Annotated in this window: 12 protein-coding genes; 3 read left to right on the top strand and 9 right to left on the bottom strand. The window is 72.4% G+C overall.

From position 1 onward, the window contains the following. Positions 1-68: 68 nt before the first annotated feature. Genes ACFC1X_RS13240 through ACFC1X_RS13225 form a run of 4 tightly spaced genes read right to left on the bottom strand, consistent with a single transcriptional unit; the run spans position 69 to position 4,523 of the window. Complete coding sequence (locus ACFC1X_RS13240; RefSeq protein ID WP_376352291.1) at positions 69-1,355, bottom strand: glycosyl hydrolase; 1,287 nt, start codon at positions 1,353-1,355, stop codon at positions 69-71. A gap of 31 nt (positions 1,356-1,386) precedes the next feature. Continuing rightward, entirely contained in the window at positions 1,387-2,301 is a 915-nt protein-coding gene (locus ACFC1X_RS13235; protein ID WP_125495639.1) for a carbohydrate ABC transporter permease, read from the bottom strand. After that, positions 2,298-3,224 carry a carbohydrate ABC transporter permease gene (locus tag ACFC1X_RS13230; protein WP_376352287.1) on the bottom strand — a complete coding sequence of 309 codons (927 nt, stop codon included), beginning with the start codon at positions 3,222-3,224 and terminating at the stop codon, positions 2,298-2,300. The genes ACFC1X_RS13235 and ACFC1X_RS13230 overlap by 4 nt, the downstream gene beginning before the upstream one ends. Before the next feature lie 6 nt (positions 3,225-3,230). Continuing rightward, complete coding sequence (locus ACFC1X_RS13225) at positions 3,231-4,523, bottom strand: ABC transporter substrate-binding protein (RefSeq protein WP_376352285.1); 1,293 nt, start codon at positions 4,521-4,523, stop codon at positions 3,231-3,233. Positions 4,524-4,764: 241 nt separating this feature from the next. Here ACFC1X_RS13225 and ACFC1X_RS13220 point away from each other — a divergent pair, with 241 nt between their 5' ends. Both ACFC1X_RS13220 and ACFC1X_RS13215 read left to right on the top strand, forming a co-directional pair. Further along, the gene (locus ACFC1X_RS13220; protein WP_376352282.1) at positions 4,765-5,811 is read left to right on the top strand and encodes a LacI family DNA-binding transcriptional regulator; all 1,047 of its coding nucleotides are present in this window, start codon (positions 4,765-4,767) and stop codon (positions 5,809-5,811) included. A gap of 111 nt (positions 5,812-5,922) precedes the next feature. Next, entirely contained in the window at positions 5,923-7,266 is a 1,344-nt protein-coding gene (locus ACFC1X_RS13215; protein WP_376352279.1) for an amidase, read from the top strand. 27 nt (positions 7,267-7,293) lie between these two features. On the opposite strand, the gene ACFC1X_RS13210 is transcribed toward ACFC1X_RS13215, so the two are convergent. Both ACFC1X_RS13210 and ACFC1X_RS13205 read right to left on the bottom strand, forming a co-directional pair. Further along, positions 7,294-7,776, bottom strand: a complete 483-nt coding sequence (locus tag ACFC1X_RS13210; protein WP_376352277.1) for a GNAT family N-acetyltransferase — start codon at positions 7,774-7,776, stop codon at positions 7,294-7,296. A gap of 55 nt (positions 7,777-7,831) precedes the next feature. Further along, the gene (locus ACFC1X_RS13205) at positions 7,832-8,008 is read right to left on the bottom strand and encodes a hypothetical protein (RefSeq protein WP_122615378.1); all 177 of its coding nucleotides are present in this window, start codon (positions 8,006-8,008) and stop codon (positions 7,832-7,834) included. Between the two features lie 472 nt (positions 8,009-8,480). Between ACFC1X_RS13205 and ACFC1X_RS13200 the strand changes: the two genes are divergently transcribed. After that, a complete protein-coding gene (locus ACFC1X_RS13200) occupies positions 8,481-8,921 on the top strand; it encodes a hypothetical protein (protein WP_376352273.1) in 441 nt (146 codons plus the stop codon). A 19-nt stretch (positions 8,922-8,940) separates the two neighbouring features. Here ACFC1X_RS13200 and ACFC1X_RS13195 read toward each other — a convergent pair whose 3' ends face one another. The 3 genes from ACFC1X_RS13195 to ACFC1X_RS13185 form a co-directional block, all read right to left on the bottom strand. Then, entirely contained in the window at positions 8,941-10,434 is a 1,494-nt protein-coding gene (locus tag ACFC1X_RS13195; RefSeq protein ID WP_376352271.1) for an SDR family NAD(P)-dependent oxidoreductase, read from the bottom strand. A 103-nt stretch (positions 10,435-10,537) separates the two neighbouring features. Beyond that, positions 10,538-11,878 (bottom strand): wax ester/triacylglycerol synthase family O-acyltransferase, encoded by a 1,341-nt coding sequence (locus ACFC1X_RS13190; protein WP_376352268.1) that lies wholly within the window; start codon positions 11,876-11,878, stop codon positions 10,538-10,540. A gap of 189 nt (positions 11,879-12,067) precedes the next feature. Then, positions 12,068-14,386, bottom strand: a complete 2,319-nt coding sequence (locus ACFC1X_RS13185; RefSeq protein WP_376352265.1) for a GH92 family glycosyl hydrolase — start codon at positions 14,384-14,386, stop codon at positions 12,068-12,070. Positions 14,387-14,395 lie beyond the last annotated feature (9 nt).

Here is a 14,395-nt window from a genome sequence, read left to right as displayed (position 1 = left end):
GGTCGCGGTGGCGGGCTGGGACGTGGTGTACAGCTCCCCCACCGCGCGTGGTTCGAACCGTGCGGAGGTCACGGGCGGGCGCCTCCCTGGCGGACGCGGAGTCCGTGCGGGGTGGGCGACACCTGGTCGGGCGTGACGACCTCAGTGATGCCGCGGGCCGCGAGGTGTCCGGCGTCGGCGGCGCGGGTGTCCAGGACGGTGGTGGGGCGGGCGCCGTCGGCGACCAGGTGGAAGAAGGCGTCGAAGACCGGGCCGCCAGGGGCGCAGGCCGAGCGCGCCGCCGGGTTGGCGGGGACGGCGAGGGCGGTGGTGCGCGGTGCGGGGGCGGGGTGGGTCCCCTCGCGTGCCGCGAGCGCCGCGCGGGCCAGGACCCGGGCCGTGTCCTTGGGGCGGCGGTCGTTGGTGAGCAGTCCGAGGCCGTACTCCAGCTCGGGGAAGTCGGCCAGCTCCCGGGACACGTCGTGCGAGCACCACCAGGTGACGCCCCACAGGTCGGGGCAGTCCAGGGCGTTCGCGACGGTGGCCTCGGTGAAGGCGGCGGCGTGCTCGGCGGGGACGAGGGGCGCGGGGGCGCCGACCTCCTGGAGCCAGACCGGGCGGCGGGGGTCGTCGGCCCACGCCTTGCTCAGCTCGATCAGGTAGGCGGCGTGGTGCTCGCTGGGCACGGAGGTGCGGCCGTGGCGCTGGGCGGTGCCGTTGAAGACCCAGGAGTGCACGGCGGTCACGGCGCCCCGCCGGGCGGCCTGGGCCGGGGTGAAGGGTTGGTCGTCCTGGTACCAGGTGGCGTCGTACTCGGCGTGCAGGTGCGTCCGGCCGGGGGCGCCCTCCTCGCAGGCGGCGAGCATCCGCTCCAGCCAGGCGTCGATCTGGTCGCTGGTGGCGCGGTCCGGGTCGGGGTGGGGTCCGGCGGAGAACTGGTTGACCTCGTTGCCGAGGGTCATGCCGAGGAAGTTGGGCCGTCCGGCCAGGGCTGCGGCGAGGGTGCGCAGGTAGGTGGCCTGTCCGTCGATGACCTCGGGGTCGGTGAAGAGGTTGCGGCGGTGCCAGGTGCGGGTCCAGGCCGGTACGTAGTCGAAGCTGCTCAGATGGCCCTGGAGGCCGTCCACGTTGACGTCGAGGCCGCGTTCGCCGGCCGCGTCGACCAGCGCGACCAGGTGCCCGACGGCGCGCTCGCGGATCAGGGAGCGGTTGGGCTGGAAGTACGGCCACAGCGGGAAGACGCGGACGTGGTCCACGCCGAGCGCGGCGACCGAGTCCAGGTCGGCACGGACCGAGTCGAGGTCGAAGTCGAGCCAGTGGTGGAACCACCCTTCGCTCGGGGTGTAGTTGACGCCGAAGCGCACGGCAGGGGGCATGCGGTGTCCTTGTGGAGAAGAAGTACGTGGCTCAGCCCTTGACCGCGCCCTCGCCGACGCCGCGGAAGAAGTACCGCTGGAGGCAGGCGAAGAGGGCGATCAGCGGCGCCACGGCGATGATCGTGCCGGCGGCGACGAGGCGTTCGTCGTTGGCGAAGGTGCCGTGCAGGTAGTTGAGGCCGATGGTCAGGGTGAACTTGGACGGGTCGCTCAGCACGATCAGCGGCCACAGGAAGTCGTCCCAGGCGCCCATGAAGGCGAAGATCGCGACGACCGCGAGGGTGCCCTTGACCGAGGGCAGCGCGATCCGGCAGAACCGCTGCCAGACGTTGGCGCCGTCGACGTAGGCGGCCTCCTCGATCTCGTAGGGGAGGTTGAGGAAGGCGTTCCGCATGAGCAGGACGTTCAGGGCGCTGACACAGCCGGGCAGCAGGACGCCGACCAGGGTGTTGTTGAGGCCCAGCTCCCGCATGGTGGTGAACTGGGCGATGATGATGCCCTCCACCGGCACGAGCATCGCCAGGATGAACACCAGGGTGGCGACGCGCCGGCCGCGGTAGCGCAGCCGGGCCAGGGCGTAACCGGCGAGGGCGGCGCCGACGCAGTTGGTCACCACGTTGGCCGCGGCGACCTTCAGCGAGTTCAGCGCGTAGTCCCAGACGGGGATGGTGTCGGCGACCCGCTCGTAGTTGTGCAGGGTGGGATCGGAGGGCAGGAACTTCGGCGGCGAGCTGAAGATGTCCTCCGTCGGGCCCTTCAGCGAGGTCGACAGCTGCCACAGGAACGGGCCGATGGTCAGGGCGAGGACGCCGAGCAGGAGCAGGTAGCGCAGGACGAGTTCCCAGACGCGTACGCGGCGGCCGTGCTCGTCGGTGATCCGGGGTTCCCGTTCCCGCGCGGTGGCCCGGGGCTTCTCCGTGGGCCGGGTCTTCTCCAGGACGCTCACGACTCCTCCTTCCGGTCGGCGCGCAGGACGAGCAGCATCAGGGCGACGGTGACGACGAAGACGACGACGGAGATGGCGGAGGCGTAGCCGACCCGGCCGGTCAGGCCGGTGCCGGTGCGCTGCACCAGCATGACGAGGGTGGTGTCCTCGCCGGCCGGGCCGCCGCTCGGGCCCGCCATCAGATACACCTCGGAGAACACCTTGAAGGCGGCGACCGAGGAGAGGGCGGCGACCAGGACCATGGTGGAGCGGACGGCGGGCACGGTGACGGTGAGGAACCGGCGGACCGCGCCCGCGCCGTCCACGGCGGCGGCCTCGTGCAGTTCGCGCGGGACGTTGGCGAGCGCCGCCAGGTAGATGATCATGTAGTAGCCGAGGCCCTTCCAGACCGTGACGGCCATGGCGCTGAGCAGGATCAGCCACTGGTCGCTGAGGAAGCCGATGGGACTGGCGCCGACCGTCTCCAGCAGGGAGTTGACCAGGCCGCGCTCGTCGAGGAGCCAGACCCAGATCAGCCCGACGACGACGATCGAGGCGACGACCGGGGTGTAGAAGGCGGAGCGGAAGAAGGTGATGCCGGGGATGTTCTTCTGCACCAGCAGGGCGAGCAGCAGCGGCAGCAGGACGAGCGCGGGGACGACCCCGAGGACGTACAGCGAGCTGTTGCGCAGGCCGGTCCAGAACATGTCGTCGTGGAGCAGCTCGCGGAAGTTGGCGAGGCCCACGAACTCGCCCGGGACCAGGGTGCGGCGGTCGGTGAACGAGTTGACGAGCGTCGAGACGAACGGGTAGAGGATGAACGCGCCGGTGATCAGCAGTCCGGGGGCGGCGAACAGCCAGGGGCTGGAGGGCAGTTGGCGCCGCACGCGCCGGGTGCCGCCCTCGCGGGTGGGCCGGGTGCCGGTGACGGTGGGACTCGCCATGACGTCTCAGCCCTGCTGCTGGAGGAGCCGGTCGCACGCCTTGACAGCGTTGTCCAGGGCCTCCTCGGGGCTCTGCTTGCCTTGGAGCGCCTTGGCGACCTCGTTGCGCAGCTCGGTCTTCATCTGCTCGCTGAACAGCACCGGCGTGTAGTTGACCGCGTCCTTCAGCGACTTGGCGGCGGCGACGCGGACCCGGGTCTCGTCGGTGCCGTCCTCCTTGGTGAAGTACGGGTCGTCCAGCGAACCGGCGGTGCTCGGGAAGATGGCGACCTGCTTGGCGAACGACATCTGGTGCGCCGCGTCGGTGACGAAGTGCGCGAAGGCCACCGCGGCGGGCTTGCGCTGGCTCTGCGCGTTCACCATCAGGCCCATCACGTACATGTTGACGTGGCCGGTGCTGGTGATCTGGTCGGTGATGCCTATGTTCTTGTACAGGTTCGGCGCCTGCTTCTTGAAGTTGGCGAGGTCGAGCGCGCTGCCCGGGTTCATCGCCACGGCCCCGGTGAGGAACTTCTTGCCCGAGGACTCGGGGGTGGCGGTCAGCGCCTGGGAGTCGAGCGCCTTGGCCTCGTACAGCTCCTTGTACCGGGTGAGGAGCTGGACGCCCTTGGCGTCGTTGAACGTGAAGGCGGTGCCCTCCTTGTTCATCAGCGGTACGCCGTAGCGGCCGAAGTCCTCGATGGTGGGGACGTTGGCGAGCGTGGCGACCTCGCCGTCGGTCTTGTCGGCGATCTTCAGGGCGGCGTCGAAGACCTCGTCGTACGTCTTCGGCGGCTGCTCGGGGTCGAGTCCGGCCTTCTCGAAGAGGGACTTGTTGTAGAAGAGTGGGCCGGTGTTGAGGTACCAGGGGAAGGCGTACGTGCCCTCCATGCCCGGTATCCGGTGGCTGGCCCAGGCGCCCTCCAGGTACTCCTTCTCGTACTGGCCGGCGGCCTTGTCCAGGTCGAGGGCGAGGCCCGCCTTGGCGAGCGGGGCGACGAGGTCCGGGGAGACGTTGACGACGTCGGGCAGGGTGCCGCCGGCGGCGTCGGCGCTGATCTTGTCGGCGTAGCCCTCGCCGGGCTGGTCGACCCACTTGACCTCGGTGCCCGGGTACTTCTTCTCGAAGTCGGCGATCAGGTCCTCGAAGTAGGGCTTGAAGTTGGCCCGCAGGTTCCAGGTCTGGAAGGTGATGTCGCCCTCGACCTTGCCCGAGGCGTCGGTCGAGCCCCCGCCGTCACCTCCGGAACCGCAGGCGCTGAGCGGGAGGACGAGGGCGGCGACGGCGGCGACGGCGAATGTTCTGCGCGAGGTGGGCACGGTGACACGTCTCCTGAAGGACGTCGGCGGCTGGATGGCAGCGACCATGCACGGCACGTTCGGGGAAAGTCAATGGATTCACGGGAACTAATGCGATTGAGCCGACATTAGTCCAGCTCAGAGTGGTGCGCGGGGGCACTTGCCAGCTTTGACTAATGCGCTTTAGGATCTTTCCACTCAAGCGCTTTAGCTTGCTGTGCCCAGAGGGCGCTTTCGTTCACTTCCGAAGAAGGGAGCGCGCATGCCGGCCAAGCGGCCCGCCGCGCGCCGGCCGACGATGAAGGACATCGCGCGGCGGGCCGGGGTATCCGAGAGCGCGGTCTCGTTCGCGCTGAACGACCGGCCGGGGGTCTCCGAGATCACCCGGGACCGGGTCCGCCGGGTCGCCGAACAGCTCGGCTGGCGGCCCAGCACGGCGGCGCGGGCGCTGTCCGGAGAGGGCGCGGCGACCGTCGGCTTCGTACTGGCCCGGCCCGCGCACACCCTGGGCGTGGACTCCTTCTTCCTGCAACTCGTCTCCGGCATCCAGGAGGTGCTGGCCGAGCGTCATCTCGGCCTGCTGTTCCAGGTGGCGCAGGACGTCGAGGACGAGTGCGCGGTCTACCGGCGCTGGTGGGCCGAACACCGGGTGGACGGCGTCCTGGTGGTCGACCCGCGTACCGACGATCCGCGCCCGGGCCTGCTCGACGAACTCGGTCTGCCCGCCGTGGTGATCGGCGGCGCGCCGGACGAACGCCATCCGGGACTGTCGACGGTGTGGGCGGACGACGCGGGCGCGATGGCCGCGCTGGTGGACGGGCTGTACGCGCTCGGCCACCGGCGGATCGCGCACATCGCCGGTCTGCCCGGCCTCGCCCACACCGAGCGCCGGATCCGGGCGCTGCGGGCCGAGGCCGGGCGGCGGGGCCTCACCGAGGTCGAGTCGGTGACCACCGACTACTCCGACGCGGAGGGCGCCGCCGTCACCCGCCGGGTCCTGGAGGCCCCCGCCGCGCCGACCGCACTGATCTACGACAACGACGTGATGGCCGTCGCCGGGGTCGCCGCCGCGGCCGAGCTGGGGTTCTCGGTGCCGGCCGACGTGTCCGTGGTGGCCTGGGAGGACTCGGCGCTGTGCCGCATGGTCAAGCCGTGGCTGTCCGCCCTCTCCCGGGACAGCGTGGAGTTCGGCCGGACGGCGGCGACCGAGCTGACCGCCCTGCTGGACAGTGGCCCGGCCCGCACGGTGCGGGTGCCGGTGCCGCGGCTGATCGAGCGGGACAGCACGGGCCCGGCCCGGTCGTCCTGAGCCGGGCGGCCGGGTGACGGCCGGGGCCTCGACGCGGGGGTGGGCGGGCGGGCAGAGTGCTGTCTGCGTACTCGCCGGTAATCCCGATCCACCGCACCCTGAGGAGCCCTCGTGACCGACTGGGCAGGCCGCACCGCCGCAGAGATCGCCGCCGCCGTCCGCGAGAAGCGGACCACCCCCCGCGAGGTGGTGGCGGAGCACCTGGCCGTGATCGAGCGGCTCGACGGCCGCGTCGGCGCCTTCCGCACGGTGCGCGCCGAGGCGGCGCTCGCCGAGGCCGAGGAGACCGGCGCCCGGGGTGATCTGGGCGAACTGCCGCTGGCCGGCGTGCCGGTGGCGGTCAAGGACAATCTCGCGGTGCGCGGCGAGTCCACCCGGGTCGGTTCGGCGGCGACCCCGGACACACCGGCCGGGGCCGACCACGTCACCGTGGCGCGGCTGCGGGCGGCCGGCGCGGTGGTGGTGGGCCTGACCAACGTGCCCGAGCTGTGCGTGTTCGGCACCAGCGAGGGCGTGCACGGCACGGTCCGCAACCCGTGGGACCCGGCCCGCTCCGCGGGCGGTTCCTCGGGCGGGAGCGCCGCCGCGGTCGCCGCCGGGATGGTGCCGCTCGCGCTGGGCAACGACGGCATGGGCTCGCTGCGGATACCGGCGGCCAACTGCGGTCTGGTCACCCTCAAGCCGGGCCACGGCGTGGTGCCGGCCGGCATCGGCGAGGGCGACTGGTTCGGCATGTCCGAGAACGGGCCGCTGGCCACCACCGTCGAGGACGCCCGCCTCATGTTCGCCGTCCTCGCGGACACCGCCCCGCCGCGCCGGGCGGACTCCGACGCCCTGCGCGTCGCCGCCTCCCTGCGCAGCCCCCTGGCGGGCGTCACCGTCTCCCGCCCCTACGCGGACGCCGTCCGGGAGGCCGCCGGGGTGCTGATGCGGGCGGGGCACCTGGTGCGGCGGGCGGACCCGTCCTATCCGGCGTCGCTGGGCGTGACCGCGCTGACCCACTGGACGGCGGGCACCTCGGTGGACGCTCGCCACCTGGACCGGCGGCTGCTGGCCCGGCGCACCCGGGTGCACGCGGCCCTCGGGCGGCCCTTCGTGCGCAGGGTCACCACCGGCGCGGCACGTGACGCGCTGCGCGGGCGCCTGGAGCCGTTCTTCGCGGAGTACGACGTCCTGCTCACGCCCGCGCTGGCCCGGCGCTCCCCCAAGGCGGGCCCCTGGCACGAGCGGGGCTGGCTGCGCAACATCGCCGCCAACTCGGCGTACTCGCCCTTCACTCCGCCGTGGAACCTCACCGGCTGGCCCGCCATGACGGTGCCGGTCGGCTCCCTGCCGTCGGGCGCCCCCTGCGCCGTCCAGCTGGTGGGGCGCCCCGGGTCGGAGGCGGCGCTGCTGGAGCTGGCGGAGCGGATCGAGGCGCTGCGTCCCTGGCGGCGGACGGCCCCGGTGGAGTGACGGGGCGGTGGACCGACACGGGGCGGTCTACAGGGCGCGGTGCATGATGTGCAGGCCGACGCGGCCGTGGCGCGGGTGGTCGAAGGCGTCCGGCACGGTGCCCAGGATCGTGAAGCCGAGCGAGGTCCACAGCCGCACGGCGGGGTTGGTCTCGACGACGGCGTTGAAGACCATGCCCCGGTATCCCTCGGCGCGGGCGGCGGCCAGGACGTGTTCGGCGAGGGCCCGGCCGGTACCGCGGCCGGCCCGGTCCGGGTCGACCATGAAGCCGGCGTTGGCGACGCGGGCGGCGGGGCCGCCGTAGTTGGGGGTGAGGTAGGCGGAGGCGACGACGGCGCCGCTCTCGTTCTCGGCGACGTAGACGCGCTTGGCGGGGTTCATCCACAGGGACCGGGCGTCCTCCTCGGACGTGTCCCGGTCCCAGGCGTAGGTCTCGCCGGCCTCGACGATGCGGTGCCAGAAGGGCCAGATGCGCGGCCAGTCGCCGGGTGCGGCTTCCCTGATCAGCATGGGCGTGAGTCTCGCACGCCCATGCGTCCGGCGGCTGCCTCGGGGCGGCGCGGGCTCAGTCCACGCTGGGCAGGATGTGGGGCTCGGCCAGGTCGTCCTCGTAGCCCGCGAGGCGGATCGGGGCGGACCGCGCCCACACGTCGAGGCTGCCGATCTCGCCGGGCCGGCGGCGCGCACGCTCGGTGCGTTCCTTGGGGCGCTGCTCTGGGCTCGTCGTCGTCTCCGGTGTCACCGCGCACTCCTTATGTGTCGGATCACCCTCGGGGCCTGTCGGCCAGTCTTCCGTCCGGCACCAGGCCCCCGCTCGGGTGTGGGTCGAGATGCACTACAGACGCGGTGGCGCCGGTACCTCGCAGGAGAGCAGACCGTTGTGAACCGGCTCGCCCCCAGACGGACCTCGGGTGTGGGTAGTGCCCTGTGCTGGCGTCCGTCCGATCCAGATTAACCAAATGAGCGGGGGTGCGCTCTATGGGGCTCAAAACATGGGAGAACCATTGCCCTTCGTTCCGCGCACAGTTGGCCCCAGTCTGCCGGGATTCGCCCCCTTCCGCACGGTGCGATGCTCACCCGTTCGGCCCAACCGCCGACCGCTCCTTCGAATGTCGGCGGCCACGGTCGCGCCGTTCAGTCGCCGTTGGCTGCGGCGCAAGCTCGCCATGGTCTGCTGCCCGTCGGCAACGGCTGTCTCGCGGGAGGACCGGGACATGGAACTGCGCAGCGTCGAGGAGCTGATGGACCTGCTGTACGCCTGCCGGGGCGAGCGGTCCGGGGAGTACGGCGGTGAGACCGTGGACCTGCACGGGCACGCGCTGCGGACCGCGGCGCTGCTGCGGCGGCGCCGACCCGCCGACAAGGAGCTCCAGGTCGCCGGCCTGGTGGCGCCCGTGGGCCGGCTGCTGTGGCCCGGCGCCCCCGACGTCCGGACCGCCGCCGCGGTGCGGCCGCTGCTCGGCGCGCGCGTCGCCCGGCTGCTGCGCCGGCCCGCCCACTCCGAGGCGTGGGCGCACGACGACGACCTGGCCGGCCTGCACCAGGCGGCCGAGGAGGCGCGCACCGCCGTCTTCGACGCCGGGGTCCTGGAGGACTGGCGCACGGTGCTGGAACTGACGGCGGCCCGCAACTCGCGGCTGGGGGCCGTCGACTAGGGCCTGTCCGGCCCTCTGGTCACCACTTGCCGGGCGCGTAGTCCTTGAGGAACACGCCGTACAGGTCCTCGCCCGCCTCGCCGCGCACGACGGGGTCGTAGACCCGGGCCGCGCCGTCGACCAGGTCGAGCGGGGCGTGGAAGCCGGCCTCGGCCAGGCGGAGCTTGTCGTAGTGCGGACGTTCGTCGGTGATCCAGCCGGTGTCCACCGAGGTCATCAGGATCCGGTCGGTGTCGAACATCTCCTGGGCGCTGGTCCGCGTCACCATGTTCATCGCGGCCTTGGCCGCGTTGGTGTTCGGGTGGCCCGCGCCCTTGTAGCCGCGGGCGAACACCCCCTCCATCGCGGAGACGTTGACGACGTAGGCGCGCCCGGCGGACGCCCGGCGCGCGGCCTCGGCCATCGAGGGCCGCAGGGCGCTGATGAGGATGAACGGCGAGGTGTAGTTGCACAGCTGGGTCTCCAGCAGCTCCACCGGGGAGATCTGCTCGATGGTCTGGACCCAGGTGTTGGAGTCGACGACGTCCGGAACGAGGCCGCCCGCGTCGATGGCGGTGCCCTCGCGGTGCCGGACCACGCTGGCGTGGCCGGCGACCAGGGCGAGGTCGGCCACCTTCTGCGCGTCGAGCCCGGAGGTGCCGACGGGCAGCGCGGTGATCCCGTCCACCGCACCGGAGTTGAAGGCGCCGATGACGTGGTGGGCGGGCAGCTCACCGGCGGGCAGCGGGGCGCTCTCGCCCTCGACGAGCGCGGCGTACGCGGAGGGCAGGCGCCGCACGGTCTGCGTGGCGTTGTTGATCAGGATGTCGAGCGGGCCCGGCTCGGTGACCCGCTCGGCCAGGGCCACCGCCTGCGCGGGGTCGCGCAGGTCGATGCCGACGACCTCCAGGCGGTGCAGCCAGTCCGCGGAGTCGTCCATGGCCTTGAAGCGGCGGATGGCGTCCTTGGGGAAACGGGTGGTGATCGTGGTGTGCGCGCCGTCGCGCAGCAGCCGCAGCGCGATGTACATGCCGATCTTGGCGCGGCCGCCGGTGAGCAGCGCGCGCTTGCCGGTGAGGTCGGCGCGGGCCTCGCGGCGCTCTCGGTTCTCGGCGGCGCACGTCTGGCAGAGCTGGTGGTAGAAGTAGTCGACCTCGACGTAGCGCTGCTTGCAGATGTAGCAGGAGCGGGGGCGCTGCAGTATCCCGGCGATCCGCCCCTGCTCGGTGCGGGAGGAGGGCAGCAGGCCCTCCGTCTCGTCGTCGATGCGCTCGGCGGAGCCCGTGGCGGTGGCCTCGGTGACCGCCTTGTCGTGGGCGGTCTTGGCGGCCCGGCGGTCCTGGCGTCGGCGCTGCTTGACCATGCGGTAGATGTGCGAGGTGGCCCGGCGCACCCGGATCGCGTCCGGGTGGTCGACGTCGAGCCCGTCGAGTTCCTCCAGCACGCTCAGGCAGACGGCCAGCCGCTCCGGGTCGATCCCGGGGCCGTACACCGCCTCGTCCGTGCTCGCCGCACCGTCCTGTGTCACCGTCATCGCCGCTGCCGTTCCCTGGTCACCGTCGCGGCGCTCCATGACGCGACCGCTGTCGAACAGCGGATTTTATTCAGCGCCGGGCCCGGAACCAAACCCGCCGGGGTCAGGGACCGCACGCCGTGAGCAACGTCTCCACCTCCTCGGCGAGGGCGAGCGCGAACCGGTCGAGGTCGGGCACCGCTTTCGCGTCCGCGACCAGCCCGTAGTGGACCTGCCCGCGGTAGGTCGAGACGGCCACCGCCAGGGAGTGGCCGCGGGCCAGCGGGGCCAGCGGGTAGACCTCGGTCAGCGGGTGGCCGCCGAGCCTCAGCCCGAGGCTGGGCAGCGGGACGCTGGTGACCAGGATGTCGAACCAGAGCCGGGCGGCGCCCGAGACGAGCGGCCCGCCGAGGCGGTGGCCGAGCGCCGGGACGTGGTCGGCGAGCAGGGCGACGGCTCCGGCGCCCCGGCCGGGTCCGGCGTCCTTGTTGCGGTCCATGGCGGCCCGGACCGTGTCGAGGCGCGACAGCGGGTCGGGGTCGGCTACCGGAAGCCGTATCAGATACCCGGAGAGCCGGTTGCCCTGCGGGTGGGCGGTGCGCGGGCGGCGCTTGGAGACGGGGATCAGGGCGCGGGGCGCGACGCCCTCGCTGCCGTCGCCGCGCTCGTCCAGCCAGCGGCGCAGGGCGCCGGCGACGACCGCGATCAGTACGTCGTTGACGGTGCCGCCGGTGGTCTTGCGGACGTGGTGCACGTCGTCGAGGTCGACGGCGACGCCCGCGATGCGGCGGGTGCCGGAGGACTCTGCGGTGAGCGCGGCCGAGGAGCGCACGTCGAGGGTGGACAGGGCCGCGGCGGCCCCGATGTCCAGGGCGCGGCCCGCGTCGGACAGGGCGCCGCGCAGCCGGTCCGGCAGGGCGCGCACGTCCGGCAGGAGCCCGCGCGGGGGCTGCTCGGGGCGGGGCCGGGGGGCGGGGAGGTCCATCGGGTCGAGGACGCCCGCGGCGAGGGTGAGGGCGCGCAGGCCGTCGGCGAGGGCGTGGTGGAACTTGAACAGCACGGCGAAGGAGCCGCCGTCCGCGCCCGGCAGGACGTGCGCCTCCCACGGGGGGCGGCCGCGTTCCAGGGGGCGTTCCATCAGGCGGCCGGCCCGGGCGTGGAAGTCCGTGGTCGGGGCGTGCAGCCGTACGTGGTCGAGCGGGTCGAAGCGCGGGTCGGGTTCGCGGGTGGCGCCGCCGAACGCGAACGGCCGGCGCAGTGCCAGCGGCGGCTGCCAGGTGTCCCGGATCCGCATCCGCAGTCCGGGCACCGCGGGCGCGCGGGCGGCGAGCAGGTCGGCCGCGTGGGCGCCGGCGGTGGGCGACTGGGCCTCGAAGACACCGAGCGCGCCGAGGTGCATGGGGTGCTCGGGGGACTCGATGTTCCAGAACGCCAGGTCGAGGGGAGCGAGCGGATCGGGAGTCAAGGGTCTGCCTCGCAGGGACGACGCGTCGACGGATGGACGGGACGGAGGGACAGGACGGATGAACAAGCAGTCAATCGTCCTCCGCCGATTACGGTCAAGTACGATCAAGCTACGCACAGTTAACAGGAGATTAAAGTCCCGCCCCTTTTGGCAGGGGCGGGACTGCTGGGACTCATGGGGCGTCTGTGCTCACGTCAGCGGCGGTGGCACCGCCTGTGCCGAGGTTCCCCACCCGGACGGGTGCGGGCCGACCGTGAACGCGAGCGACCGGACGGAGCGCAGGGCGTCGGTCGTGAGGTACGTCCGGTCGAAGGCCGCGCCGTCGGTGCGGGCCGACTGGACGTACCGGTCCGTGTCCGAGGTGCCGGGCGCCGTGACGGTCAGGGCGCCGCGCGGGTAGTAGCGGCGGTCGAGGGTGAGGTCGACGCGGTCGAAGACCGGGGTGGACAGGCCCCAGGTGTCGTAACCGGGCTGGATCGGGAAGATCCCGATCGAGGACAGCACGTTCCAGGCGGACATGGTCCCGAGGTCGTCGTTCCCGGTCATGCCGGTCGGCGTGTCCGTGAACAGGGTGAGCGCCGCGTGCACCACGTCGGTGGTCTTCCAGGGCTGCCCGGTCGACAGGTAGGTGTACGGGGCGATCAGGTCGGGCTCGTTCTGCGGGTTGTACTTGTCGGCGTTGTAGTAGTCGTACGGCCCGTTCACCCACACCTCGCGGGCGGTCTTCTCCGGGTCCGCGAGCAGCTGGTCGTAGGCGAAGAAGGAGTCGAGCCGGTCGTTGGCGGCCTCGGTCCCGCCGATGAGGTCGATCATGCCGGGCAGGTCCTGCGGCACCAGCCACTGGTACTGCCAGGACGTGCCCTCGTGGAAGCCCTCGCTCTGCGCGGGGTCGGCCGGGCCGGTGAACGCGCCGTCGGCGTCGCGGGCGCGGAAGAAGCCGGTCGAGGCGTCGAAGACGTGGCGGTAGCTCCCGGCCCGCTCGGCGTACCGCTTCGCGTCGTCGTCGTGGCCGAGGTCGCGGGCCATGCGGGAGAGCATGGCGTCGGACAGGGCGTACTCCAGGGTCGCGGAGGCGCCGTGGTCGTAGTCGGAGTCGCCGGGCTTGGCGTGCGGGCGGCCCTTGACGTACGGCGCGAAGCCGTCGGCGAGGTACTCGCGGTTGGCCTCCCGGCCGACGGCCGGCGAGTCAGCGGGCGGCACCCCGTCGGCGTTCTTCCTCAGCGCGCGGTAGGCCCGTTCCTCCCAGCCGTGCAGCAGGCCCTGCTGGTAGGCGTTGGTGAGGAAGGGCGTCACCGGGTCGCCGGTCATGATGTTGGTCTCGACCGTGCCGTAGCCCCACTTGGGCAGCCAGCCGCTCTCCTCGTCGATCTTGATGACGGAGATCGCCATGTCCCGCGCCTCACGGGGCGCGAGGAGGGCGAGGAGCTGGGACTGGGTGCGGTAGGTGTCCCACAGGGACCAGTTCTGGTAGTACGTGAAGCCCTTGGCCCGGTGGATCTCCTGGTCCCAGCCGGTGTAGCGGCCGTCGACGTCGCTGCCGATGTTGGGCGCGAGGAAGGACCGGTAGAGGGACGAGTAGAAGGTGCGGCGCAGGGTGTCGTCGCCGCCCCGGACCCGGACGTCGTCGAGCCGCTTCTCCCAGGTGCGCTGCGCGCCGTGGCGCACGGCGTCGAAGGAGCGCCCGCCCTCGGCGCGCAGGTTGAGCGCGGCGCCCCGCGCGTCCACGTAGGACAGGGCGGTGGTGGCCTCGACGGTGCGGTCCTTCGTCGTGTCGAAGCGGACGTAGGCCCCGTCGCCGCCGGTCTTCGAGCCCGCGGTCACAGTGCCGTCGTCCCAGGTGCCGTGGGAGGCGAAGGGCCGGTCGAAGCGGGTGATCGTGTAGAGGGTGTAGGGCTCGGTGTCCTGGCAGAAGCCGCTGCCGGTGATCGCGGTCCGTACGGTGCGGCTGTCGAGCACCTCGACCTTGGTGGAGATGTTCTTGTGCAGCGACTGGCCCGCGTTGAGCAGGACGTTGGCCTTGCCGGTGGCCGGGAAGGTGTAGCGCTGCACTCCGGTGCGTTCGGTGGCGGTCAGCTCCGCGTCGACGCCGGAGTCGAGGCCGACGCGGTAGTAGCCGGGACTCGCCTCCTCGTCGTCGTGGCTGAAGGAGGCGGCGTACTTCGCGTAGTCCGTCTCGGTGACGTCGCCGGTGGTCGGCAGCACCGGCAGGTCACCGCCGAGGCCACAGCCGACGCCGGAGAGGTGGACCAGGGAGAAGCCGCGGATGTGGGTGTCGGAGTGGTCGTAGCCGGTGTTGTGGCCGGTGTCCGGCGAGAACTGCACCATGCCGAAGGGCACGGCGGCGCCGGGATAGGTGTTGCCCTCGTTCTCCGTCCCGATGAACGGGTTCACCAGGTCGGTCAGGTGCTGGTCCGTCGTCGGGGCGGCCTGTGCCGCCGGGGCGGTGAGCAGCGCGGACGCTGCCACCACCCCGGCCACGCACAGGCGCAGACGCCGGGTGACTCTCATGTGCGGTGC

This window comes from Streptomyces sp. NPDC056128, assembly GCF_042263835.1.
Lineage (GTDB): Bacteria > Actinomycetota > Actinomycetes > Streptomycetales > Streptomycetaceae > Streptomyces.
The sequence above is the reverse complement of the archived record's forward strand: the minus strand, read 5'-3'. Positions and strand labels throughout refer to the sequence as shown.

Bases quoted from the DNA above. Each gene is read 5' to 3' on its own strand.
- ACFC1X_RS13240 (WP_376352291.1), bottom strand. From the start codon at position 1,355: ATGCCCCCTGCCGTGCGCTTCGGCGTCAACTACACCCCGAGCGAAGGG.
- ACFC1X_RS13230 (WP_376352287.1), bottom strand. From the start codon at position 3,224: ATGGCGAGTCCCACCGTCACCGGCACCCGGCCCACCCGCGAGGGCGGC.
- ACFC1X_RS13220 (WP_376352282.1), top strand. From the start codon at position 4,765: ATGCCGGCCAAGCGGCCCGCCGCGCGCCGGCCGACGATGAAGGACATC.
- ACFC1X_RS13210 (WP_376352277.1), bottom strand. From the start codon at position 7,776: ATGCTGATCAGGGAAGCCGCACCCGGCGACTGGCCGCGCATCTGGCCC.
- ACFC1X_RS13200 (WP_376352273.1), top strand. From the start codon at position 8,481: ATGGAACTGCGCAGCGTCGAGGAGCTGATGGACCTGCTGTACGCCTGC.
- ACFC1X_RS13195 (WP_376352271.1), bottom strand. From the start codon at position 10,434: ATGACGGTGACACAGGACGGTGCGGCGAGCACGGACGAGGCGGTGTAC.
- ACFC1X_RS13185 (WP_376352265.1), bottom strand. From the start codon at position 14,386: ATGAGAGTCACCCGGCGTCTGCGCCTGTGCGTGGCCGGGGTGGTGGCA.